General features: G+C 66.4%; 21 protein-coding genes and 2 tRNA genes. 10 read left to right on the top strand and 13 right to left on the bottom strand.

The features are described from left to right. Positions 1 to 587, top strand: a 587-nt coding sequence (locus OE647_RS03720) for an HpcH/HpaI aldolase/citrate lyase family protein (protein ID WP_263720308.1), incomplete at its 5' end; no start/stop codon positions are given. A gap of 5 nt (positions 588 to 592) precedes the next feature. Then, positions 593 to 1,858 (top strand): glycerate kinase type-2 family protein, encoded by a 1,266-nt coding sequence (locus OE647_RS03715; RefSeq protein WP_263720307.1) that lies wholly within the window; start codon positions 593 to 595, stop codon positions 1,856 to 1,858. Positions 1,859 to 1,870: 12 nt separating this feature from the next. Here the strand turns inward: OE647_RS03715 and OE647_RS03710 are convergent, their stop codons facing one another. From OE647_RS03710 to lon, 5 genes are all read right to left on the bottom strand, one after another. Then, positions 1,871 to 2,482 (bottom strand): helix-turn-helix transcriptional regulator, encoded by a 612-nt coding sequence (locus OE647_RS03710; RefSeq protein WP_263720306.1) that lies wholly within the window; start codon positions 2,480 to 2,482, stop codon positions 1,871 to 1,873. A gap of 73 nt (positions 2,483 to 2,555) precedes the next feature. Continuing rightward, positions 2,556 to 2,631: transfer RNA gene (locus OE647_RS03705), tRNA-Val, on the bottom strand. Positions 2,632 to 2,674: 43 nt separating this feature from the next. After that, a complete protein-coding gene (locus tag OE647_RS03700; protein WP_263720305.1) occupies positions 2,675 to 3,256 on the bottom strand; it encodes a histidine phosphatase family protein in 582 nt (193 codons plus the stop codon). A gap of 51 nt (positions 3,257 to 3,307) precedes the next feature. Then, a tRNA-Val gene (locus OE647_RS03695) sits at positions 3,308 to 3,382 on the bottom strand. A 246-nt stretch (positions 3,383 to 3,628) separates the two neighbouring features. After that, the gene (gene lon / locus OE647_RS03690; protein WP_263720304.1) at positions 3,629 to 6,034 is read right to left on the bottom strand and encodes an endopeptidase La; all 2,406 of its coding nucleotides are present in this window, start codon (positions 6,032 to 6,034) and stop codon (positions 3,629 to 3,631) included. 262 nt (positions 6,035 to 6,296) lie between these two features. On the opposite strand from lon, the gene OE647_RS03685 reads away from it, so the two are divergent. After that, entirely contained in the window at positions 6,297 to 7,148 is an 852-nt protein-coding gene (locus OE647_RS03685; protein WP_263720303.1) for a hypothetical protein, read from the top strand. A gap of 6 nt (positions 7,149 to 7,154) precedes the next feature. Here the strand turns inward: OE647_RS03685 and tgt are convergent, their stop codons facing one another. Both tgt and OE647_RS03675 read right to left on the bottom strand, forming a co-directional pair. Further along, positions 7,155 to 8,285, bottom strand: coding sequence for a tRNA guanosine(34) transglycosylase Tgt (gene tgt, locus OE647_RS03680; RefSeq protein ID WP_263720302.1), 1,131 nt, complete (start codon positions 8,283 to 8,285; stop codon positions 7,155 to 7,157). A gap of 62 nt (positions 8,286 to 8,347) precedes the next feature. After that, positions 8,348 to 9,133: a HalD/BesD family halogenase gene (locus OE647_RS03675; RefSeq protein ID WP_263720301.1), complete on the bottom strand. Its 786-nt coding sequence runs from the start codon at positions 9,131 to 9,133 to the stop codon at positions 8,348 to 8,350. A 98-nt stretch (positions 9,134 to 9,231) separates the two neighbouring features. On the opposite strand from OE647_RS03675, the gene OE647_RS03670 reads away from it, so the two are divergent. The 6 genes from OE647_RS03670 to OE647_RS03645 all read left to right on the top strand — a co-directional run bounded on the left by OE647_RS03670 (position 9,232) and on the right by OE647_RS03645 (position 12,769). Further along, on the top strand, positions 9,232 to 10,113 hold the full coding sequence (locus OE647_RS03670) for a LysR substrate-binding domain-containing protein (RefSeq protein WP_263720300.1): 882 nt from the start codon (positions 9,232 to 9,234) through the stop codon (positions 10,111 to 10,113). Between the two features lie 71 nt (positions 10,114 to 10,184). Beyond that, on the top strand, positions 10,185 to 10,550 hold the full coding sequence (locus OE647_RS03665) for an SUF system Fe-S cluster assembly protein (protein ID WP_263720299.1): 366 nt from the start codon (positions 10,185 to 10,187) through the stop codon (positions 10,548 to 10,550). A gap of 76 nt (positions 10,551 to 10,626) precedes the next feature. Then, entirely contained in the window at positions 10,627 to 10,995 is a 369-nt protein-coding gene (locus tag OE647_RS03660; RefSeq protein ID WP_263720298.1) for a HesB/IscA family protein, read from the top strand. Next, positions 10,992 to 11,318 carry a TfoX/Sxy family protein gene (locus OE647_RS03655; RefSeq protein ID WP_263720297.1) on the top strand — a complete coding sequence of 109 codons (327 nt, stop codon included), beginning with the start codon at positions 10,992 to 10,994 and terminating at the stop codon, positions 11,316 to 11,318. Before OE647_RS03660 ends, OE647_RS03655 begins: the two co-directional genes overlap by 4 nt. A 10-nt stretch (positions 11,319 to 11,328) precedes the next feature. Next, a complete protein-coding gene (gene tpiA, locus OE647_RS03650) occupies positions 11,329 to 12,072 on the top strand; it encodes a triose-phosphate isomerase (protein WP_263720296.1) in 744 nt (247 codons plus the stop codon). A 286-nt stretch (positions 12,073 to 12,358) separates the two neighbouring features. After that, a complete protein-coding gene (locus tag OE647_RS03645; protein WP_263720295.1) occupies positions 12,359 to 12,769 on the top strand; it encodes a hypothetical protein in 411 nt (136 codons plus the stop codon). On the opposite strand, the gene OE647_RS03640 is transcribed toward OE647_RS03645, so the two are convergent. From OE647_RS03640 to OE647_RS03620, 5 genes are all read right to left on the bottom strand, one after another. Next, the gene (locus OE647_RS03640; RefSeq protein WP_263720294.1) at positions 12,703 to 14,091 is read right to left on the bottom strand and encodes a TRAP transporter large permease; all 1,389 of its coding nucleotides are present in this window, start codon (positions 14,089 to 14,091) and stop codon (positions 12,703 to 12,705) included. The two genes, OE647_RS03645 and OE647_RS03640, sit on opposite strands and share 67 nt — an antisense overlap. 3 nt (positions 14,092 to 14,094) lie before the next feature. Then, positions 14,095 to 14,775, bottom strand: a complete 681-nt coding sequence (locus OE647_RS03635; RefSeq protein WP_263720293.1) for a TRAP transporter small permease — start codon at positions 14,773 to 14,775, stop codon at positions 14,095 to 14,097. 73 nt (positions 14,776 to 14,848) lie between these two features. Continuing rightward, positions 14,849 to 15,853 carry a DctP family TRAP transporter solute-binding subunit gene (locus tag OE647_RS03630; protein WP_263720292.1) on the bottom strand — a complete coding sequence of 335 codons (1,005 nt, stop codon included), beginning with the start codon at positions 15,851 to 15,853 and terminating at the stop codon, positions 14,849 to 14,851. A gap of 228 nt (positions 15,854 to 16,081) precedes the next feature. Beyond that, positions 16,082 to 17,323 carry a sigma-54-dependent transcriptional regulator gene (locus OE647_RS03625; protein WP_263720291.1) on the bottom strand — a complete coding sequence of 414 codons (1,242 nt, stop codon included), beginning with the start codon at positions 17,321 to 17,323 and terminating at the stop codon, positions 16,082 to 16,084. Next, on the bottom strand, positions 17,320 to 19,044 hold the full coding sequence (locus OE647_RS03620) for a sensor histidine kinase (protein WP_263720290.1): 1,725 nt from the start codon (positions 19,042 to 19,044) through the stop codon (positions 17,320 to 17,322). The genes OE647_RS03625 and OE647_RS03620 overlap by 4 nt, the downstream gene beginning before the upstream one ends. A 90-nt stretch (positions 19,045 to 19,134) precedes the next feature. Between OE647_RS03620 and OE647_RS03615 the strand changes: the two genes are divergently transcribed. Then, positions 19,135 to 20,319 (top strand): cytochrome P450, encoded by a 1,185-nt coding sequence (locus OE647_RS03615; RefSeq protein ID WP_263720289.1) that lies wholly within the window; start codon positions 19,135 to 19,137, stop codon positions 20,317 to 20,319. A 70-nt stretch (positions 20,320 to 20,389) separates the two neighbouring features. On the opposite strand, the gene OE647_RS03610 is transcribed toward OE647_RS03615, so the two are convergent. After that, positions 20,390 to 20,851 carry an Lrp/AsnC family transcriptional regulator gene (locus OE647_RS03610; protein WP_263720288.1) on the bottom strand — a complete coding sequence of 154 codons (462 nt, stop codon included), beginning with the start codon at positions 20,849 to 20,851 and terminating at the stop codon, positions 20,390 to 20,392. Positions 20,852 to 20,978 lie beyond the last annotated feature (127 nt).

The following is a 20,978-nucleotide window of genomic DNA, read 5'->3' as shown; positions in this document are numbered from 1 at the left end:
AGAAACGCATCGGCTTCGAGCACATCATCGAGACCGCGCTTGGCATGCAGAACGTCTCCCAGATCGCCGCCGCCTCCAGGCGCAACGAAAGCCTCCACTTCGGCGTCGCCGACTACGCCGCCTCCACTCGCGCCCGCACCACCATCATCGGCGGCGTCAACCCCGACTACTCCGTCCTCACCGACCCGCTCGATGACGGCTCCCGCGCAATCCACTGGGGCGACATGTGGCACTACGCGCTCGCCCGCATGGTCGTCGCCGCCCGCGCCAACGGCCTGCGCCCCGTCGACGGACCCTTCGGAGACTTCTCCGACCCCGATGGATACCGCGCCGCCGCCAAACGCGCCGCCGTCCTCGGATGCGAAGGCAAATGGGCCATCCACCCCTCCCAGATCACGCTCGCAAACGAGGTCATGAGCCCCTCCGACGCCGAGGTCACAAAAGCTCAACGCATCCTCAAAGCCATGGAAGACGCCGCAGCCGCCGGGAAAGGCGCCGTCTCACTCGACGGAAGACTCATCGACTACGCCTCAATCCGACAAGCCGAAGTCCTCGTCCAAAAAGCAAAGCAAATCAAAGGAGAATAAGGCCTATGGACGGGTTGCGAGACAGGGCCGCCAAGCTGTTCCGGACGGCCTGCGAGGCCGCCGACCCGGCGCACGCGCTGGCGCGTGAGATGTCGCGCAACCCGCCTGGAAAGCCCGGCAAGAACGGTCGATACATCATTGTTTCCATTGGGAAAGCGGCCATTCCCATGACAGAGGCTCTGCTGCCCGCGTTGGCCGGCGCGCCGGTCGAGGCAGTGGTCGTCACGAACTATGAGAACGCCCGCGCCCTGCCCGGCGCGATGGTGATCGCCGCCGGGCACCCGGTGCCGGACGAAAATGGGGCAAAGGGCGCAGAGGAGGTCATCCGCCTGCTCTCGTCAGCCGGCGCGCAGGACCGCGTGATCGCGCTCATCTCGGGCGGCGGCTCGGCCCTTCTGCCCGCCCCCGTTGAAGGGGTGTCGCTGGCCGACAAGGCCGAGGTCAACCGCCTGCTGCTGGCTAATGGGTTCGAGATTACCGAGGTCAATCTCGTCCGCCAGCAGCTCTCCCGCCTCAAGGGCGGCGGCATGCTGCGCTTTGCGGCGCCCGCACCGGTGACGGCCTATATCCTGTCGGATGTCATCGGCGACGACCTGCGCGTCATCGCCTCGGGGCCGACCGTGGCGCCCGTCGGCACGCGGAGCGATGCGCGCGCGCTTCTGACCGACCGCGGGCTTTGGCCGCGCCTGCCCGAATCGGTCCGGCTTCACCTTGACGCACCCAACGAACCCGCTCCGTCCGCTCATCCGGCCCAAAACCACCTGATCGGCTCCAACCGGCTCAGCCTTGAGGCGGTCTGCGCTGCCGCACAAGACATGGATGCGGAGATCGTGAGCGACGAGCTGACCGGCGACGTGGCGGAGGCGGCGGAACGCATCGTCGCCGCCGCGCAATCAACGCGAAGTAATGGCGACAAGTGCCTGATATTTGGCGGGGAAACCGCCGTAACCCTCAAGGGGACGGGCCTTGGAGGGCGCAACCAGGAACTGGCGTTGCGCGTCGCCATGGCCATGCCCGATCTTGGCCGCGGCTGGGTGTTCCTGTCAGGGGGAACCGACGGCCGGGACGGCCCAACGGAAGCGGCGGGCGGCATCGTCGATGCCGGGACACCCGCCCGCATCGTAGCCGCAGGCGGCGATCCCGAAGCGCTTCTGGCCAACAACGACAGCAACCGGGCGCTCGCCCTGGCGGGTGACCTGCTGGTCATCGGGGCCACGGGCACCAATGTCGCCGATGTGCAGATCCTGCTCCTGGGGCCGAAGGCCGTCTAACGCCCCCAGGGGTCAGACAAGCTTGGCGTCGCGGGCGCGGCGCAGCGCGTCCTCGGGCGTCGAGACGAAGAAAAGGTCGCAGAGATCCTTTTGCCGGGCCTTCACCGCAGCCTCGGTCAGGCCGGTGCGCCGGGCGAGCTTGGCTGTCCCTTCCCCTTTGGCGAGGCCTTCCAGAACGGCTTTCTGCGCCTCCGTCAGGGACGCTGGCGGCGCGGTCAGCGCGTGCAACTGCTCGACAATCTCTTTCGCCTCCGCGATCTCGTCCTTGGAGGGATCGCGGTCCTGACGGCAGATCGAGCAGATGCTGAGCGCCGATCGCGGGCCAATCGCGATCGAGGCGCCATGCTTCAACCCGTGTTCGGCCGCCTGCCGCAGCACACCGAAGGGGTCGGGCAGGAAGGGCGAACTCCACTTGATCGTGCCGCCTACCGTCAGCGCCCAGGTCGTGACCGGGTCGCGCATCATGTAGCCGTTTTCCATGTAGGTATCGAGCCAGTCCTGCGGGAAGGTCTTGAACACCATGAGCGGCGAGGCCCCGCGCACCCGAAGGGCCAGAAAATATCCCGCAGGTGCAATGGCTTCCAGCCTCTGGACGGCGTCGTCAATGGCTTCACTCGGTGTCACTGGCGCCTCCGTCGGGCGGCCGCCCCGCCCCGGCGCGCGCCCCAGGGCGCAAGGGGGATGGCCGCCGCGGGAATGGTGGGTCGTGAGAGACTCGAACTCCCGACATCCTCGGTGTAAACGAGGCGCTCTACCAACTGAGCTAACGACCCTGCGGATGCCGACATAGCCTGCCTTCCCCGTTGGGGCAAGAGGTCAGTCAAGGCGGCGGTGATGTCCGTCCTGCAAGTGATAGACGACGCCCTGCCCGCCGGGAAGTGCCGCGATCCCCTCAAGCTCAAGTCCGAGGACCGCGCCCCTTAGGAAGCGTGAGAGCATCCCATGCGCGATGATGACCGACGGCCCGGTCAGACCGGCCAGGAAGTTCTCCACGCGCGCCTGCAGGGCCGCGAACCCTTCGCCGCGCGGTGCGGTATCGTACCACAGGAACGGGTCCTGTTCGTCGAAGGCGCCTGGGAACCGCTGGCGGATTTCGTCCCGCGTGAGCCCCTCGTAGGCGCCCATCGCGATTTCGCGCAAGCGCGTGTCGACTTCTGGGTTAACCCCAAGCGGGGAAAGCACGATGCCGGCCGTCTGCCGCGCCCGGCCCTGCGGGCTAACATAGAAGCGATGCGTGCGCGGGCCCAGGCCAAGGTCGGCCAGGATCTGCGCCTGCCGCCGGGCCTGCGCGATCCCGCGTTCGGTCAGTGGGGAATCGAGCGCGCCCTGGATGCGTCCCTCTGCGTTCCAGAGGGTTTCGCCATGGCGAAGGACAAAGAGTTCCGGACAGGCCAGCATCGTCCCCTCAAGCGCGAAAGCGCGCCGTTTCGGGCGCGCTTTCGGTATGGATGGTGGGTGATAAGGGATTTGAACCCCTGACATCTTCGATGTGAACGAAGCGCTCTACCGCTGAGCTAATCACCCGATGGGCCGGGTAGGTAACGCTATTCCTTCCGCGCCGCAAGGGGTTCATGCAGGGTTTTTTAGAACCCCCGGCGTCACGGTTTTCGGGGTCAACACCTCGTTTCCGCGGCGCAAGGTGCGAAGGCGAGGTGCGTCGGGGTGAGGCAGGCATCCCGCCCCGGCACGAGGCGCAGAAGCCACCTTCGGGGCACACGGCGATGGCCAAAGGGAAAAACGGCCGGGGAAATACCCCCGGCCGCCAGATTGTCAGTGCGCAACCGCGCTGGCGGAATCAGACTTGTCCGCCAAGGCGTTTGAGGCGGCTTCCTCAGCGGCCTCGTCCCATTCGACCGGCTCGGGCTGGCGAACCAGCGCCAGCTTCAGAACCTCGCGCACATGGGCAACAGGGATGATCTCCAGCCCCGCCTTCACGTTGTCGGGGATCTCCGGCAGGTCCTTGGCGTTCTCCTCCGGGATCAGCACCGTCTTGACGCCCCCCCTGAGCGCCGCGAGGAGCTTTTCCTTCAGCCCGCCGATGGCCAGCACATTGCCGCGCAGCGTGACTTCGCCGGTCATGGCGATGTCCTTGCGCACCGGAATGCCGGTCAGGACCGAGACGATGGAGGTGACCATCGCCACCCCGGCCGAGGGCCCGTCCTTCGGCGTCGCGCCTTCCGGAACGTGGACGTGGATGTCCACCTTCTCGAACTTCGGCGGCTTCACCCCGATTTCCGGGCTGATGGAGCGCACGAAGCTCGACGCGGCGTCGATGGATTCCTTCATCACGTCGCCCAGCTTGCCGGTGGTCTTCATCCGCCCCTTGCCGGGCAGCTTCAGCGCCTCGATCGACAGAAGGTCGCCGCCCACCGACGTCCAGGCGAGCCCGGTCACGACGCCGACCTGGTCCTCCTTCTCGGCCAGACCGTAGCGGAAGCGCTTGACGCCCAGGAAATCCTCCAGGTTCTCGGGTGTGACCTCGACCCTGTCGGTGTCCTTGCGCACGATCTTCGTCAGCGCCTTGCGCGTCACCTTGGCGATCTCACGCTCCAGATTCCGCACGCCCGCCTCGCGGGTATAGGTGCGGATCATCTCCTGCAATGCGGCATCGCTCAGCGCGAACTCCTTCTTCTTCAGACCGTGGTTGGCGATCTGCTTCGGAATGAGGTGCTGTTTCGCGATCTCGCGCTTTTCGTCCTCGGTGTAGCCGGCCAGCGGAATGATCTCCATCCGGTCCAGGAGCGGCCCGGGCATGTTGTAGCTGTTGGCCGTGGTCAGGAACATCACGTTCGACAGGTCGTATTCGACCTCAAGGTAGTGGTCCATGAACGTGTTGTTCTGTTCGGGGTCCAGCACCTCCAGCATCGCGCTGGCCGGGTCACCACGGAAGTCCTGCCCCATCTTGTCAATCTCATCGAGCAGGATCAGCGGGTTCGTGGTCTTGGCCTTCTTCAGCGCCTGGATGATCTTGCCGGGCATGGAGCCGATATAGGTCCGGCGGTGACCGCGGATCTCGCTCTCGTCGCGCACGCCGCCGAGGCTGATGCGGATGAACTCCCGCCCCGTGGCCCTCGCCACCGACTTGCCAAGAGAGGTCTTGCCGACGCCCGGAGGCCCGACGAGGCATAGGATCGGCCCCTTCATCTTGGCCGAGCGCTGCTGAACGGCAAGGTATTCGACGATCCGTTCCTTGACCTTCTCAAGACCGTAGTGATCGGCGTCCAGCACCTCCTGCGCCTTGCGCAGGTCCTTCTTGACGCGGCTCTTCACGCCCCACGGCAGGCTCAGAAGCCAGTCGAGGTAGTTGCGCACCACCGTTGCCTCTGCCGACATCGGCGACATCGACTTGAGCTTCTTCAGCTCGGCTTCCGCCTTGTCGCGCGCCTCCTTGGAGAACTTGGTGGCGTGGATCTTCTCGGCCAGCTCGTTGATCTCGTTCTGGCCATCCTCGCCATCGCCCAACTCGCGCTGAATGGCCTTCATCTGCTCATTCAGGTAGTATTCGCGCTGGGTGCGCTCCATCTGGCTCTTCACGCGGGACTTGATCTTCTTCTCGACCTGAAGGACCGACATTTCGCCCTGCATCAGGCCGTAGACCTTCTCAAGTCGCGCCGCGACCTCAAGGGTTTCCAGAAGGTCCTGCTTCTGCGCGACCTCGATCCCGAGATGCCCCGAAACGAGGTCGGCAAGCTTCGCCGGATCGCGCGTTTCCGCGACCGTCGACAGTGCCTCCTCGGGGATGTTCTTCTTGATCTTGGCGTATTTTTCGAACTCGTCGGCGACGGAACGCACCAGCGCCTCCACCGCAGCTTCCTCGCCCATCGTTTCCTCGAGCGCCTCGGCATCAGCCTCGAAGAAGGCTTCGTTTTCCACGAAGCCGGTGATCCGGACGCGCGATTTGCCCTCGACCAGCACCTTCACGGTGCCGTCGGGCAGCTTGAGAAGCTGAAGCACGTTCGCCAGAACGCCGAAGCGGTAGATGCCGTCCGTGGTCGGCTCATCGACCGACGGATCGACCTGCGAGGACAAGAGGATCTGCCTGTCCTCGGCCATGACCTCTTCCAGCGCGCGGACGGATTTTTCCCGGCCAACGAACAAGGGCACGATCATGTGCGGGAAGACCACGATGTCGCGCAGTGGCAGCACCGGATAGGTATGGGTCTTTTGCTCGCTCATTCTAATTCCTTTCCTGCAGGATGGCGCCGGCCCCTTTCAGGCAGCTCCGGCCATCCCCTGTTCCGGACCATAGATGGGGCCGGATGTGTCCTGCTTCAACTCCACCCGACTCTCCTGCTTTCGACGGGCGAGTGCAAGGGGAGGACGCCCCAGCCGCGCGGGATTGCGGCGGCATTGGAACGGATTCCCCGCTTTCGACCCCCGTTGGCCACAATTCGGGCCGATTGCCCTGCGTTCTTGTGCGTCAGGGGGACAATCTGCAATGACCAGGACGTTCGAAGGCACGCTCAGACGCATCTACCGCGAAAGGCGCCGGCTGGGGGTGGTTTCGCTTTTGGTCTTCGCGGCAGGCTACCTGCTTTACGCCCGCTACGGTGCGCACCGGGTCTGGGGAATGCCTGCGCCGGTCTTTGCAGCACTCCTCTACACCTTCGCCATCGGTGCGGCCTCAATCGCCACCGCGCTCTTCCTGCCCCGCCTGCGCTTCACGGTGGAGGCGATGGCCGCCGCCCGTCTCGTCTTTGCGGGCGTCGCGGCCCTGAGCGCGCCGGGCGTCCTGCCGGATGCGCGCGCGCCCGCGCTTCAGGCGACGCTGATCATCGCGCTCGCCGTCATCCTGGTGCGGCTGTTCTTCGGCGGCTGGTCAGCCCGGCGCCTGCTGGTCACGGGGCACGTCGCCGTAGCGACGCGTTTTTGCCACGAAAGCCCGGAAACGCTATTGCGCGCGCTTGGAGGAAGCAGCGGCACCCCGTCCTGGGCCAGCGCGTTGCGAGGTCTTTCCAGCCCCGACCGGACGCTTGACCGCCTGATCGAGGGCGCCGCGGACCCGGAAGCCGTCGCGGGGATCGAGGCGCTGCCCGACCGCCCCGGCTGCCGCATCCATTATCGCGCCGACCGTGGCCCCGCGCCGCTTTGGAAGGAGGTCGCGATCGAGGATCGGGGCACTCACCGCCGCGTGACGCTGAAGGTCGCCCATGGCCCCCTGCCCTTGTCCGCCGCCGTCACCGCCTGGCTTGACGACAGCTACGGGCGCTTCTGCGACAACCTGATCGCCGCGGCGCGGGCAGATGCCCTGGCGCCCGCGCAGGCGGAGGCCGCCCCGGCCCTGGCCTGAGCGCGCTCAAAGCGGCCCGATATCGCCTTCGGCCCGCAAGGCATGGAAATCGCGCACGAAATCGGCCAGTTTCCCGGCCGCGATCGCCGTGCGCAGGCCCTGCATCAACTCCTGATAGTAGTGCAGATTGTGCCAGGTCAGCAGCATGCCCGAGATCATCTCCCCCGCGCGGAAGACGTGGTGCAGATAGGCGCGCGAATAGCTGCGGCAGGCCGGGCAGGTGCAGGTTTCGTCCAAGGGGCGCGGGTCGTCCATGTGGCGGGCGTTCTTGATGTTGACCTGCCCCCGCCGGGTCCACGCCTGCCCCGTCCGGCCCGAGCGCGAGGGCAGCACGCAGTCCATCATGTCAATCCCGCGCTCGACAGCGCCAACGATGTCATCGGGCTTGCCCACGCCCATCAGGTAGCGCGGCTTGTCCTCGGGCAACATGTCCGGCGCATAGTCGAGCACGCCGAACATCGCTTCCTGCCCCTCGCCCACAGCAAGGCCGCCAACGGCGTAGCCGTCAAACCCGATAGCCCTTAGCGCCTCGGCGCTTTCGGCGCGCAGGTCCTTGGTGACGCCGCCCTGCTGAATGCCGAACAGCGCGTGCCCCGGCCGGTCGCCAAAGGCCGCCTTCGACCGTTCCGCCCATCGCATGGAAAGCCGCATGCTGGCCGCCACCGTCTCCTCCGAGGCGGGCAGCGCGGGGCATTCGTCAAAACACATCACGATGTCCGAGCCCAGGAGGCGTTGGATCTCCATCGACCGTTCCGGGCTCAGCATGTGCTTCGACCCGTCGATATGGGAGGAGAAGCGCACCCCCTCCTCCGTCAGCTTGCGAAGGGCGGCCAGGCTCATCACCTGGAAGCCGCCGGAATCGGTCAGGATCGGGCGATCCCAGTTCATGAACTTGTGCAGGCCGCCCAGCCGGTCGATGCGTTCGGCCGTGGGCCGCAGCATCAGGTGGTAGGTGTTGCCCAGCAGGATGTCGGCCCCGGTCGCGCGCACGTTTTCGGGCAGCATCGCCTTGACGGTCGCAGCGGTGCCCACGGGCATGAAGGCGGGCGTGCGGATTTCGCCGCGCGGGGTTTGGATTACGCCCGTGCGGGCCTTGCCGTCGGTGGCGTTCAGCGTGAAGGAGAAGCGTTGGGTCATGGTTCCGCGCCTATAGCGCAAGCCGTCCGCCTTGCCTATTCGTCTTCGCGCGTTTTCGCGCCTCAGGCCGCGCGGCCGTAGAACCCGATCTGCTCTTCGGTTGTGAACCGTGCGCCCGGGCGCTCGTAGTAGGTCAAGACCGCGATGATGCGATCCCGGCCACCCTTGACCGGGGTCACGCGATGCGCGGTGTTCTTGCCGCGAAAGACATTGAGCGTGCCCGCGTTGAGCCTGAGCCGCCGCATCTCCGGATCTGCGCCCTGCAAGAGACGCGCCACGCCGTCGTAGTTGGGGTCCGACTCGCTGCGCAGGTCGCTGCGGTACTCGAACTCGCCCCCCGCGTCCGGGGCTTGCAAGAGCAGCGTCACCGTGAATTCCGAGCGGTCGAAATGCCAGTTCAGCCCCTCCCCCTCGCGGTAGCACATCACGTTGTGCGAGGCGAGCGGATCGGCCATCGGGTAAAGCGCGGGCTTGTCCATCGTGGCAGCCAGGAAGGCCGCGAATGCCGGCCACTCGTAAAGCGCCCGGATCGCGCCGCCGACCTGGTCGCCGCACAGTGTGCGGTTGACGGTCTCGACCTCCTGCAAGGCCGGGTGGTCGGGCGGCAGACCCTCGATCGACTTTCGGAAATAGATGTTGTGACGGCGCTTGTGGGTAAAGGCCTCGGTCGCGAACTTCGGGGTCAATTCGGCCACCGTCTGCTGCAGCGGCCCCTGCCTGACGAAATCGGCAAGGTTGAACATGCCGTCGCGGGCAAGGTCGGCCCTGGCGCTGCCGACAAGCGCCTGCCATTCCGGGCTTTCCGGACGGTCGAGAGGGTAGAGATCAAGATCGATGATGGACTGCATGGCGCGCTCCCCTTTTGACGCAGCATTCGTCGGGGGCGCGTCGCTATGCAACATGGATTATTTTCGATATCCATAAGAAAATATTTCGGAGTATCCCCGTGCGCCCGCTCCCTCCCCTCAACGCCCTGCGCGCCTTCGAAGCCGCGGCGCGCCACCTCAGCTTCGTTCAGGCAGGAACCGAGCTTGGCGTGACCTCTGCCGCCGTCAGCCAGCAGGTGCGCAACCTTGAGGACTTTCTGGGCAAGCGCATGTTCGTCCGGCAGGGCAACCAGCTTTTCCTGACCGACGCGGGGCGGGAGGTCTATCCACGGCTGGAACAGTCGCTCGCCGATATCGCGGCGCTCGCCGAACAGGTCCGCGAAGGCGGCGCGCGGCGGCGGCTGGTCCTTTCGGTCCTGCCATCGCTGGCCGAACATTGGCTGGCCCCGGCGCTGGAAGGCTATCAATCTCCCGGCGGGCTCGACCTGCGGGTGGAGGATGATCCGGTCGCCTTTGCCCGAGACGGGGCCGATCTCCGCCTGACCTACGGCGCGGCCTATTACGCCGGGCACCAGGTCGAAGAGCTTTTTACCGACACCATCGTCGCCGTCGCCGCACCGGGCATGGCCGATGTGCCGCTTGAGGATTTGGAGGAGGCGCGTTTCATCCACACGCACTGGGGCCCCAATTACGTCACCCAGCCCTCCTGGGCGAACTTCTTCGCGCATACCGGGATCCGTCGCAGCCTGGACCCCGCGCGCGGCACGCGCGTCGGGCAATCCGGTCTTGCCCTCGCCGTTGCCCGCGCAGGCTTGGGTGTGGCCCTCGTCCAGCACCGGATGGTCAGAGCCGACCTCGCCTCCGGCACACTTCGTCAGGTCCACCCGACGCGGATGCCGATGCCGTTGCCCTATGTCGCGGTCCTGCCCCACGGCCGGACGCGCCGCGCCGACATCCGGGCGCTGGTCGCACATCTTCTGCGCAAGGCGGCCATGCCTTGAGCGCGGCTTTCGCCTCTGGACCTCCTGCAACCCATTCCTTATATAATTCCTCAGGAACCGAGCGAGAGACCATGACAGTCGAACCGAAAGAGCCGATCGAAGGCGCGCCCCTCATCAAGCCATCGACCACCGATCACCCGCTTTACGACAGCGTGGTAGAGGCCTGCCGGACCGTCTACGACCCCGAGATCCCGGTCAACATCTTCGATCTGGGCCTGATCTACACGATCGAGATCTCACCCGAGAACGAGGTGCAGATCGTCATGACCCTGACCGCGCCGGGCTGCCCGGTGGCCGGCGAGATGCCCGGCTGGGTCGCGGATGCGGTCGAGCCGCTCGACGGCGTGAAGCAGGTCGATGTCGAGATGACGTTCGAGCCGCAGTGGGGCATGGACATGATGTCGGACGAGGCGCGGCTGGAACTGGGGTTCATGTAGGGCGCCCCCCTTCCCCGACGGCTTGAGATCGCACAGACCCCGCCCTAGATTGAAAGGGCAGGAAACGGAGACGGATATGTTCGGCATTCCCGGCAAGGCCCCGGTGACGCTTACCCCGCGCGCGGTCACCCAGATCGCGCGGCTGATGGCGCGCGACAATGCCTTTGGGCTGAAGCTCGGCGTCAAGAAGGGCGGCTGCGCGGGCATGGAATACACGATGGAATTCGCCGCCGAGGCCGGACCTCTGGACGAGATCGTCGAACAGGACGGCGCCCGCGTGATGATCGCCCCCATGGCGCAGATGTTCCTTTTCGGGACCGAGATCGACTATGAAACCTCGCTGCTGGAAAGCGGGTTCCGGTTCAACAACCCGAACGTGGCCGAGGCCTGCGGTTGCGGGGAGTCGATCAAGTTCAAGGACGCGCCAGACAGCGCCGGAGCATGAGCGTCTCGGCCGCGGAGATCGCCTTCGCGCTGGAACTTTTCCAGGGGCTTGGCCCCCTGACGCACCGCAAGATGATGGGCGGGCTCTGCCTTTACCGGAGCGGCGTCATCTTTGCGCTGCTGCATTCCGACGGTTCGGTCTGGCTCAAGGGCGCGGGCGGTTTCGCCGCGACGATGACGGCCGAGGGCTGGGAACGCTGGACCTATGCGCGCCCCGGCGGCAAGCCCGTGGCCATGCCTTACTGGCGCCTGCCCGACGCGGCCCTTGACGATCCGGACCTGGCCTGCAATCTGGCGGCTCAGGCACTGAACGATCTGGGATAGGGACAAACGGATGCGGCGGAAACTGGCGGCGGGCAACTGGAAGATGAACGGCACAAGCGCAAGCCTGGCCGAGGTCGCGGCCCTGGCGGCAGCCTATCCGGCCCCCACCTGCGAGATGCTGATCTGCCCGCCCGCGACGCTGGTCGCGGCGGCGGCGTCCCTGCCGGGCCGGGGAGCGATCCAGATCGGCGGCCAGGACTGCCACACCGGCACCTCGGGCGCCCATACCGGCGACATCGCGGCGGGGATGCTGGCCGACGCGGGCGCGAGCCATGTGATCCTTGGCCATTCCGAACGGCGCGCCGACCACGGCGAAACCGACGCGCTGGTTCGCGCCAAGGCCGAGGCCGCGCTCGCGGCGGGCCTGATCGCCGTGATCTGCGTGGGCGAGACCGAGGCCGACCGCGATGCGGGCCGCACGCTCGACGTGGTGGGAACCCAGCTGGTCGGATCGGTTCCCGATGACGCGACCGCCGCTACCGTGGTCATCGCCTATGAACCGGTCTGGGCCATCGGAACGGGCCGCACCCCGACGCTCGCACAGATCGCGGAGGTCCATGACTTCCTGCGCGCCGGGCTGGTGGCGCGCTTCGACGACGGCGATGGCTTCCGCCTGCTCTACGGCGGTTCGGTCAAGCCCGCCAACGCGGCAGAGATCTTTGCCGTCTCCAACGTCGATGGCGCGCTGGTGGGCGGCGCGAGCCTCAAGGCGCAGGACTTCGGCCCCATCGTGGCGGCGCTGGCTTCGGCCTGACATTTGCGTCACCGGCGCGTCGGGAACGGACGCGCCGCGGGGGCGGGATGGATCGACGACCGCGGCAGAATCCGACGGACCCGTGAGATCCCCAGTCATGACCCACTTTCCAGACCGCGGCCTGACCTCCGGTTCTAGCGGCCACTCATTGCCGCGGCCCCGATGCTGGTCTGGGCGGCGGGTTTTCCAGCCGGCGACGCGCTGCTGTAACAGATCGCGCCGGCCCACCTTGCCACGATCCGTATCGCGCTTGCCGCCGTGATCCTCCTGCCCCTCTGGCTGGTGCTTGAGGGCGCGCGCGGCGCTGCCCTTCGTGGCCGCCGCGCTGGTTATGGCGGGGGTCAGCCTGGCCATGGGTGGCCTCGGGGAGGCAGTCGCTACCGCGCTGTCATCCCCCGACATGCTGGCCATCACCCTCCTTTACGGCATGGGCTCGCTCGCGTTGTCGCGGTTGCTTTGGCTGATGTCGGTGCAGCGGCTGGGGATCGGCGTTGCCTCGATGCATTTCAACGCAGCGCCCTTCTACGTCATGCTGATCGCCTGGTCGCTGGGGGGCGCTCGTCGTCCTGGCGGGCGTCCTGGTTGCCCAAGGGCGCGCCGCCCGGCCAGGCCGGGCGGCGGCAGTGGATCCTACCTGACGATCGTTTCGGGCCCCATCACCTCGGTCGGTAGCCAGGTCGACAGGATCGGGACATAGGTCACGATGATCAGGAAGATGAAGAGGATGCCGAGGAACGGCAGCGCCGCCTTGACCACCCGCATCATCGACATCCCCGCGACGCCCGACGTCACGAAGAGGTTCAGGCCCACCGGCGGCGTGATCATCCCGATTTCCATGTTCACGACCATGATGATGCCCAGGTGGATCGGATCGACGCCAAGATCGATGGCGATCGGGAAGACCAGCGGCGCGACGATCAGGATCAGGCCCGAGGGCTCCATGAACTGACCGCCGATCAGCAGGATCACGTTGACGATCACCAGGAACATGATCTTGCCGAAGCCCGCGTCCAGCATCGCGGCCGCGATCTTCTGCGGGATCTGTTCGTCCGTCAGCACATGCTTGAGGATCAGCGCGTTCGCGATGATGAACATCAGCGTGACGGTCAGCTTTCCGGCCTCGAACAGCGTGTTCTTGGTGTCGGGATGGAAGAAGGCCGTGATCAGCGCCTGGGGCTTTTTCAGAAGGTTCGTGTTGCCCCCCTCTTTCGCCAGGGGCCCCATGTCGCGGTAGATGAAGGTCGCGACAATGAAGGCCCAGACCGAGGCGACAGCCGCAGCCTCGGTCGGCGTGAAGATCGCGCCGGTGATGCCGGGGATGCCGTAAAGACCGACCATGATGATGACGATCAGCATCAGGCCCCAGAAGGCCTCGGCGAAGCTTTCCGCAACCTCGCCCCAGCCCTGCCATTCGCCCTTGGGCAGCTTCTTCCAGATCGCAATCCCGAGGATCGCCGCCATCAGCATCCCGCCCGCCAGAAGGCCCGGGAAGACACCGGCCAGGAACATCCGCCCCACAGAAACATCGGTCGCGGAGGCATAGACGACCATCACGATCGAGGGCGGGATCAGGATGCCCAGCGTGCCCGCATTGCAGATGACCCCGGCGGCGAAATCCTTGGAATAGCCTACCTGCCGCATCGCCGCGATGACGATGGAGCCGATGGCGACCACGGTCGCGGGGCTGGAACCGGAAAGCGCGGCGAAAAGCATGCAGGCGAAGACGCCGGCGATTGCAAGCCCGCCCGGCAGGTGCCCCACGCAGGCGATGGAGAAACGGATGATCCGCTTGGCCACGCCACCCGTGGACATGAAGCTGGAGGCAAGGATGAAGAACGGGATCGCCAGGAGCGTCGCGTGCCCCTCCATCGCCTGGTAAAGCGTCTGCGCGATCGAGGCGAGCGAGGTGTCGGAGAACCACAGCAGGAACAGCGTCGAGGCAAGGCCCAGCGAGACCGCAATCGGTACGCCGACCAGCATGAAGCCGACCACCATCACGAAAAGAAGAACGACTTCCATTGGTTATTCCTCGTAATTCATGTGGCGGACATCTTCGATCGCGTCCTCGGCCTCATGGCTGACGATCAGGCTCGCGCGGGTGCCGCGCAGGATGCCGACGCTGGCCTGAAGAAGGCGGAACAGAAGCAGCGCGCAGCCGATCGGCAGGATCGCGTAGGGGATGAAACGCGGCAGCTTCTCATAGACCTCACCCTGGTTGAAGATGGGCTCGATGAAGCGCAGCCAATCGAACATCGGGATCGTCTCGGTCACATACCAGGCCTGGTCGCGGGTCTTGATGAACTCGGTGGGGAACCAGCGCCCCCCGGTCTGCTGGTAGCCACCAAAAGGCGCCCAGTAGTCCCAGGCCCCCTTGAGAAGAAGGAAGGCATAGGCCACGCACAGGGCCGCCGAGACGATCGCCATCACGCGCCGCCCGCGGTCGGGCAGGATGTTGATGATCGCATCGACACCCAGATGCGCGGTGACCTTGACCGCATAGGACATGCCGAAGAGGACCAGCCAGGCGAACAGGATCAGCGTCGCCTCAAGCCCCCAGATCAGCGAAGAATTGAAGACATAGCGCAGGATCACGTTGACGAAGGTGATCAGCGTCATCGCGCCAAGAATGATCGCGATGAAGGTTTCCTCAAGGCCGTTCACGATCTGGCCCAGCCGCGATTGCGGCGCGTGTCGGGTGTTCATCCCGGTCTCCTCCCCCGGAAACGCCGGGCCCGGCCTGATGCCGGACCCGGAAAGGTTGGTCGTACCGGCGGTCTTAGCTGCCGCCGTTGAAGGCCTGCGCCGCGTCGATGTTGTCCTGACCCACGCCCTCGGCGAACTTGTCCCAGACGGGCTTCATCGCATCGACCCAGGCCTGACGCTGTTCGTCCGTCAGTTCGCGGATCACGCCGCCCGCGTCGAGGATCGACTGACGCGCCGCGGCATCGACCTCGCTGACGGCGGCGTTACGCTCGGACGAGACCTCGTGCAGGATCGTGGTCAGCTGGGTGCGCACATCCTCGGGCAGGCTGTCCATCCAGTCGACCGAGGTCACGACGAGGTAGTCCAGCACGCCGTGGTTGGTTTCGGTGGTGCCGTCCTGAACCTCGTAGAACTTCTGGCCGTAGATGTTCGACCAGGTGTTCTCCTGCCCGTCGACGACGCCGGTCTGCAGCGCGCCGTAGACTTCCGCGAAGGCCATCGGCTGCGGCGAGGCGCCAAGCGCTTCCATCTGCGCCACGATCACGTCCGAGGGCTGGACGCGGATCTTCAGGCCCTTCATGTCCTCGGGCAGGGCCAGCGGCTTGTTGGCCGACATCTGCTTAAGCCCGTTGTGCCAGAACTCCATCCCCAGGAGGCCGCGGCGGACCATCGATTCCTTCATCTTCTGGCCGGTGTCGGAGTTCTGGAAGCCATCGACCGCCTCCATGTTCTTGAACATGAACGGCAGGTCGAAGATCTGGAACTGCTTGGTGAAGGTCTCGAACTTCGAGAGCGAGGGCGCGGCGAACTGCACGTCGCCCTGAAGCATCGCCTCAAGCACTTGGTCGTCATCGTAAAGCGTGGAGTTCGGGTAGACCTCCATGCAGGCCTTGCCGTCCATCTCGTTGTTGACGCGCTCGGCGAAGAGCGAGGCCGCGATGCCCTTGGGGTGCTTGTCGGTGTTGGTCACATGGGCAAACTTGATCACGATCTCGCCGTCGTCGCAGCCCGGCGTGGCCAGCGCCGCGCCAGCCGACAGGGCCACGGCCATCGCGGTCATGGTCATAAGGGTCTTCATCAGTGGTTCCTCCCGTAAGGTGTTCCGTTGCGCCGCGAAGCGATCCGCAGCGCCCACGCCAAGGATGCAGCCCGGCGCGCCTCGATCAACGATTTCGTGACGAGCCTCGGCCACAGGCGTTTTTTGCTTCCAAAACACTTACTTGAGAGATCTTCCTGCCAAGGGCCCTTTCGCAGCGTGGCGAAACTCCGCACAGGGGTTAGCGCCCAATGTGCGCAAACCCACACACTACCGCCGGAAGTCTTCGGGCCGAATCGCGTGCCGGGCGAGCTTGTCGTAGAAGGTCTTGCGCGGCAGGCGCAGGGCCGCTGCGGCCTCGGTCGCGTTGCCGCCATGGCGGCGCAGCGCGTCGATCAGCAGCGACTGTTCCACCTGCGCCATCTGCTCGGCGAGGCCCAGCACAGGCCCGCCCTCCGGCGCCTGTTCGACCCCCATGGCAAAACGCATCGCCGCCCCCATGAGCGCGCGCGCGTTCCCCGGCCAGTCCTGCGCCATCAGCCGCCCGACAACGGCGGGCGTGATCTCGGGCGGCACCAGACCGGATTGCTCGCAGGCCAAGGCCACATAGTGCCGGAACAGGATCGGGATATCCTCGGGCCGTTCCTTGAGCGCGGGGATGCGGACCCGCACCACGTCGAGCTTCCAGTAGAGGTCCGGGTTGAACCGGCCCTGCTGCGCCTCGCCCGCCAGGTCGCGGTAGGTGCCGGCGATCACGCGGGTGCCCGCGTGGCCGTCCAGCAGCTCAAGCAGCGCGAACTGCGCGGCGGCGGGCAGTGCGGCCACCTCGTCCAGGAAGATCGTGCCCCCCTCGGCCTTCTCGAAGGCCGCAGCCAAAGCCTCGGGCGTCGCGCTGACCGCGGGCAGTTTCAGGAAGGGCCGCATGGCCGCCCCGGAAAGAAGGTGGATCACCTCCGCCACCTTGGAGGTCCCCGCCCCCGGCGGGCCGGAGACCAGCACCTCGGCCGCGTTGCGCGCAGCCGCCCGCGCGGCATCGCGCATCTGCTCTGACAGGGCCGAGGTCCCGACCAGCATCCGCGCCGCGGCGTCTCCGCGTCGCAGTTCCCGTTTCAGCGCGCGATTTTCCATCACCAGCGCCCGCGTCTTCAGCGCCTTTTCGACCACGGCCAGAAACGCTTTGGGATCGCAGGGCTTTTCAAGGAAATCGAAGGCGCCCCCCGCCATCGCGCGGACCGCCATGGGGATGTCGCCCTCGCCGGTCAGCAGGATGACGGGCAATTCGGCGTCAACCTCCCGCGCGTGGTCAAGAAGGGCAAAGCCGTCCTTGCCCGGCATCCGGATGTCTGTGACGACGATGCCCTCGAACTCCGGGCCGATGTGGTCCTTGGCCTCGATGTAGCTGCCGGCGAGCGTGGAGCGCAGATTGGCAAGTTCGAGCGTCTGCCCCAGCGCCTCGCGTACGGCGCGATCATCATCGACCAGAAGCACACGCCCCGCGCCCACCGCCCTCATGCCGCTGCCTCCACTTCCGCCGCATCCAGTTCAACCGTGAATTCGGCCCCGCCGCCAGGGCTGTTGCGCCCCGCAATCGCGCCCCCGAAGCTCTGGACGATCCCGTAGGAGATCGAGAGCCCAAGGCCCATCCCCTCACTATGGCCGACCTCCTTGGTGGAATAGAACGGGTCGAAGATCCGCTCCGGCTCGGCGATGCCGGGCCCGTTATCGGCGACCGAAAGCCGAACCCGACCGCGATCGGTTGTGATGGAGATCTGTATCCGCGCGTCCGCCTGCCCCGCGATCGCGTCGGCGGCGTTCGACAGCAGGTTCATCACCACCTGCTGAAGCCGCACCTCGCCGCCCCGGACCATCACCGGCTCGGCGGGCGCCGCCCAGTCAAGCGCGACGCCAGATGTCCTGAGCTTGGCCTCGGTCAGTTCCAGCGCCGCCTCGACCACGCCGACAAGATCGACATTGCCGATGGCTTCGCTTTCCTGCCGGGCGAAGGCGCGCAGGTTCTTGATGATGCGCCCCATCCGCCGCGCGAGTTCCGAGATGCGGGCCAGGTTATCGCCAGCGCGCCCCGGCTCACCACGCTCCAGGAACAGGCCTGCGTTTTCCGCGTAGGAGCGGATCGCCATAAGCGGCTGGTTCAGCTCGTGGCTGATCCCCGCCGACATCTGCCCCAGCGCCGAAAGCTTGCCTGCCTGCACCAGTTCTGCCTGCGTCAGCCGCAGCTGGTCGTTGGCCTGGCTCAGTTCGCGTGTCCGCTCCTCGACCCGCGCTTCCAGCCGGGCGTTGGCGACCGCCTCCGCCGCAAGCCGCAGCGCCAATGCCCGGCGCCGCTCGACCAGGGCGAACAGCACCGCCCCGAGCCCAAGCGCCAGCGTTCCCGCGGCCGAGGCCAGCAACATCGCCTGCCGCCGCGCGGGGAGGGTATCGACCAGCACCTCCGCCGTCAGCTCCACCACCGGGAAGCTGCGCGACAGGTGGATGGCTTCCGCCGGCAGGTAGGGGCCGCCCTGAAGGGTCCAGATCTCGAACCCCGCCGCGACATGGGTCGCATGATCCAGAAAGTCGCGCAGCGCGCCTTCCGGATAGCCTGTGGGCAGCGCGCCCCCAGACTTGCGGCGGCGCAAGACCAACTCCTCCCGGCTGGCCACGAAAACCACATCCTCGGCATCGGTGAAAAAGACCGTCAGGGGATCGCCGCGCCAGGTGGCCTCCACCCGTTCGGTATCGACCCGCACCACGACAGCGGCCGGAACCCGACCCCGCGCCCGGACCGGTGCGGCATAGGCGAAGGCGCGCCGCCCCTGCCCGACGTCAACCGCGTGCGAAAAATCAAGCGCACCCTGAAACGCCCGGCCCACGAAGGGCGCCCGGTATCCCGCCCCGCCAGTCGAGGCCGCCAGAACCCGCCCGCCCGGCGCCACCAGCGCGATGTCCATCGCCCCGGTCTTGTCGGCCGAGCGCAGGAACAACGCCTCCAGCCCCACGGCCTCACCCGAACCCTCGGCGAGTGCCCGCACCTCGGGATGGTCGGCCAGAAGCACTGCAAGCTCGCGGTAGCGCCGCAACTCCCCGGTCAGCCGGTCGCCGGCCAGCGCGAGGTCCGCCTGCCCTCGCTCGGCAAGGCGCGCCACCTCGCCTGTGTAGGCCTGGCGCCACACGCCATAGGACAGAAGCGCGATCGCCAGCCCATAGGCGAGTATCAGCAAAAGGCGTCGGTTCATTGCTCCTCCCGGTCCCGCAGGTTAGAAACTCGGGCCTGCGTTGGCCAGTGGCTTTCGCTTGCCCCCGGTCCCCTGCCCCCTGAGGCCGCCATGCAAAGCCTGTCCCAGTCCCCGACCGATCCGGCCTTCGTTCAGGACCCCTACCCGTTCTACGAACGCGCCCGCGCCACCGGCCGGCTGTTCTTGTGGGAGGATTACGGGCTGGTCTGCGCCACCTCCGCCGCCGTCGTGGGTGCGATCATGCGCGACCGCCGCTTCGGGCGCGAGGTTCCGGAAGCGGCCCGCGCACCCATTCCCGAACACCTCAGGCCCTTCTACGCGGTCGAGGCGCATTCGATGCTGGAGCTTGAACCGCCCCGCCACACCCGCCTGCGGTCCTTGGTCCTGCGCGCCTTCACCAGCCGACGGATCGCCGCCCTCGCCCCCGAGATCGCCGCACTGTCCCACGCGCTGATCGATGCCTTTCCGGCGGTCGACTTCGACCTCATCCGCGCCTTTGCGCAGAAGCTTCCCGTGACGATCATCTGCCGCCTGCTCGGCGTGCCGCAAGCCGACGGGGACCAGATGCTCGCCTGGTCGAACGCAATGGTCGGCATGTACCAGGCCCGCCGCACCCGCGCGACCGAGGAAGCCGCCGTCGCCGCTACGGAAAGCTTCGTGGCCTATATGCGTGCCTATGTGGAGGAACGGCGCGGCAAGCCCGCAGACGACCTCATCACCGAACTCATCGCCGCCGAAAGCGGGGGCGAGCGGCTCTCGACCGACGAGCTCATTACCACCTGCATCCTGCTTCTGAACGCCGGGCACGAGGCGACGGTGCATACGCTTGGCAACGGGGTGAAAGCGCTTCTCGAAGGCGGTTACGGCGCCGAGGTGCTAACCCCGGACCGGGTCGAGGCCACGGTCGAGGAGATCCTGCGCCAGGACCCTCCGCTCCACCTTTTCACCCGCTGGGTCTACGAGGACACGGAGCTTGGCGGCCACAGCTTCCGCAAGGGCGACCAGGTCGGCTGCCTCCTGGCCGCGGCCAACCGCGACCCGCAAGCCTGGGACGACCCCGCGCGCTTCAACCCAAGCCGTCCGGTCAAGGCCAACCTCAGCTTCGGCGCGGGACTCCATTTCTGCGTGGGCGCGCCGCTCGCGCGGCTCGAACTCCGTGTCGCCCTGCCGATCCTCTTCGAGCGCTGCCCAGGCCTCGCTCTCGCCGCCGCGCCCCGCTATGCAAACCTCTACCACTTCCACGGCCTCGAAAGCCTGATCGTCCGCCGCGCCTGACCTCTTCTTCTTTTTCCTAAGTATCCTCGGGGGGCCCGGGGGGCAGACAGCCCCCCGGCGTCTACCCCAATCACAGCGGCAGCAGGGTCGTCGACTTGATCTCTTCCATCGACAGAAGCGCCGTCACGTTGTGGATCCTGACCTCCGAGATCAGCGCCTGATAGAACGTGTCATAGGCCCGCGCATTCTTGACCCGCACCTTCAGGATATAATCGATATCGCCCGCCAGCCGATGCGCCTCCAGCACCTCGGGCCGGTCCTTCAGCGCCTTGAGGAAGCGGCGCTGCCAATCCGCCTCATGCTCCGAGGTACGGATGAGCACGAAGAAGCAGGCCTCCAACCCCAGCGCCTCGGGGTCGAGGATCGCGGTCTGCCGGCCGATGACGCCCGCCTCCCTCAGCTTGCGGATACGGTTCCAGACCGGCGTCTTCGAGGACCCGACCTTCCTCGCGATCTCGTCGAGCGACTGGCTCGCGTCCTCCTGCAACTCGGCAAGAATTTTTCGATCCATGTCATCAAGGCGGACAGACATTCGGATTTTTCTCCGGTTTGAAGACAAAGGTTCCACTCGTCGCGAAAAACAGAACGATCATCCTTATTCGTACGAGGTAATGGCGGAGATATGGGAAATTTTCCTATATTGGAAGCGGAAATTCAGC

Source organism: Albidovulum sediminicola, from assembly GCF_025751575.1.
In the GTDB taxonomy this organism is placed as follows: Bacteria; Pseudomonadota; Alphaproteobacteria; order Rhodobacterales; family Rhodobacteraceae; genus Albidovulum; species Albidovulum sediminicola.
This window is presented reverse-complemented; position numbering and strand designations above follow the sequence as displayed.